Genomic DNA, 2,372 nt, shown 5'->3' on the forward strand with positions numbered 1-2,372 from the left:
TTGTCGTGTCCCGGCTGATGCTTTACATCGGCGTCCCATCTGATGCTTGACAGTGGCCGTGTTCGGCTTCTTGATCGCGTGATGTCTGCGGGCATCACGAGGTCAGGGGGCCGAGATTGGCGCTGGTGCACATGTCGGTGGTGGAACAGCGGTATCGCGCGGTTCTCGCGGTGAAGGCCGGGGACCGCATGAGCGAGGTCGCCGCACAGCTGGGGGTGACGCGGCAGAGCGTTCACGCGTGGCTGCGTCGGTATGAGGAGGCTGGTCTGGCCGGGTTGCAGGACCGGTCGCATCGGCCGGACTCGTGTCCGCATCAGGCGTCGCCGGAGGTGGAGGCGGCGGTGTGTGAGCTGCGGCGGGAACACCCGCGGTGGGGTGCCCGGCGGATCTCGTTCGAGCTGGGTCGCAAGGGCTGCCCGGGTCCGGTGCCGTCGCGGATGACGGTCTATCGGATCCTGGCCCGGCACGGGCTGCACGTGGCGGTCAAACGCCGCCGTGGCCGGGGCGACTATGTGCGGTGGGAACGGGCCCGGCCGATGGAGTTGTGGCAGATGGACATCGTCGGCGGAATCCTGCTCGCTGACGGCACCGAGGCCAAGGTGGTCACCGGGGTGGACGACCATTCCCGGTTCGCGGTGATCGCGAAGGTGGTCCGCCGGGCGACCGGCCGTGCAGTGTGTCTGGCCCTGGCCGAGGGGCTGGCCCGGTTCGGGGTGCCCGAGGAGCTGTTGACGGACAACGGCAAGCAGTTCACCGACCGGTTCGGCAAGGGCGGGGAGGTGTTGTTCGACCGGATCTGCCGAGAGAACGGGATCGTGCACCGGCTTACCCAGCCCGCCTCCCCGACCACCACGGGGAAGGTGGAACGCTTCCACCAGACCCTGCGGCGGGAGCTGCTGGACGACGCCGGGGTGTTCGCCGACCTGGCGGCGGCGCAAGCGGCAATGGATGCGTTCCGGCACGAATACAACAACGGCCGGCCGCACCAGTCCCTGGACATGGCGTTCCCGGCCGACCGGTTCCGGCCGGCGACCGGCCCGGATCAGCGGCTGATGCCGGTGAAGCTGCCCGGCTTCCTCACCGACGCCGTCGGCGATCCCACCCCGATCGCCTCGCCCGTCGACCTGGGCGTGATGGCGGCTGTCGACGATGCCGAACCGCCGCAGCCAGTTGTCGACTATCGCGGTGGGCCGGTGGAGTTCGACCGGGTCGTGCCGCCCTCGGGCAACCTGCAAGTCGCCGGCAAACAGTTCTGGCTCGGCCCAGCCCGCTCCGGCGTGACCGTGACGTTCTGGGCCGACACCGACGTCATCCACCTGCTCATCGCCGGCGCCCGGATCAAATCCGTGCGCTCACACCTGTCGGTGACCGACCTGGCCATGTTGGCCCGCACCGGCGGCCGTCCGGCCGGGCCATCACCGCTGCCCATCGACACGGCGGGCCGTCCGGGCGTGGTGGAGGTCGAACGGACCGTCAGCCGCAGCGGCAGCGTCTCCCTCGGCCAGCACATCATCCTCGCTGCCGAGATCCTCGGCGGCCGTCGCGTCGGCATCCGCGTCGACGCCACCACCCTGACGTTTTTCCATTTGGAAAGTCGCGAACTCCTGCGCACCCGCCCCAACCCGCTCACCCCCGACGAGGCAAGCCGGCTGCGAGGTGCCCGCCCGGCAGGTCCCCCGCCCCAACCCGCCACCGGACCCACCCGGGTGCAGCGGCGGGCCTCCAACAGCGGAGTCGTCATGGTCGTCGGCCAGAAGGTCGCCCTCGGCCGGGTCCACGCCGGCAAGACCGTCACCATCGACGTCACGGACACCACCCTCACCGTCGAATGCGACGATGGCCCCCGCACATTCCGGCGGACCAACGACCAGCCGGTCCGCAGCATCAAAGCCCACCGACCACGCAAGACCGACATCTTCCGGCCGGGGTTTGATCTTTAAAGAGGTGACGGCATGGACCGCTTCGAGGGCCGCTGCTGGCTGGACTGGTGGGCCAACACCTCGACCCTTCTTGGCAGTGTCGAAGTGGCCGTCGTGATCACCGCCAGCGACGCCGGCTGGGACGCCCACGGCCGCCTGATCAGCGACACCGACGAGGACCGCGACGGCTTCGCGTTCCTCTGCGACCAAGACCCCGTCTTCACGCTGCGCTTCGAAGACGGAAGCACCGTCGCCGTCACAGTCCACCCCACCGACGACCACCGCCGGTTCACCCTCACCGAATACACCGGGCCGACACATCGCCCAGTCGAGCATCACATCGATCTAACCCAACCCCAAACCCGTCTACGATGAGCCCACCGAATCTTCCCTAGGCCACTCCGTCAACCATCAGCTGGGACGAAAACGTCAAGCCTCAGGTGGGACTCGACA

General features: G+C 68.8%; 2 protein-coding genes. Both read left to right on the plus strand.

The window, feature by feature from the left end:
* The first annotated feature begins 131 nt into the window (after positions 1–131).
* Positions 132–1,940 carry an IS481 family transposase gene (locus ACIBPB_RS33605; protein ID WP_396843254.1) on the plus strand — a complete coding sequence of 603 codons (1,809 nt, stop codon included), beginning with the start codon at positions 132–134 and terminating at the stop codon, positions 1,938–1,940.
* 12 nt (positions 1,941–1,952) lie between these two features.
* Entirely contained in the window at positions 1,953–2,294 is a 342-nt protein-coding gene (locus ACIBPB_RS33610) for a hypothetical protein (RefSeq protein ID WP_396843253.1), read from the plus strand.
* Positions 2,295–2,372: the final 78 nt, after the last annotated feature.

The sequence above is a fragment of the Micromonospora sp. NPDC049836 genome, from assembly GCF_044465125.1.
Classification (GTDB): Bacteria; Actinomycetota; Actinomycetes; order Mycobacteriales; family Micromonosporaceae; genus Micromonospora.

Bases quoted from the DNA above. Each gene is read 5' to 3' on its own strand.
- ACIBPB_RS33605 (WP_396843254.1), top strand. From the start codon at position 132: ATGTCGGTGGTGGAACAGCGGTATCGCGCGGTTCTCGCGGTGAAGGCC.
- ACIBPB_RS33610 (WP_396843253.1), top strand. From the start codon at position 1,953: ATGGACCGCTTCGAGGGCCGCTGCTGGCTGGACTGGTGGGCCAACACC.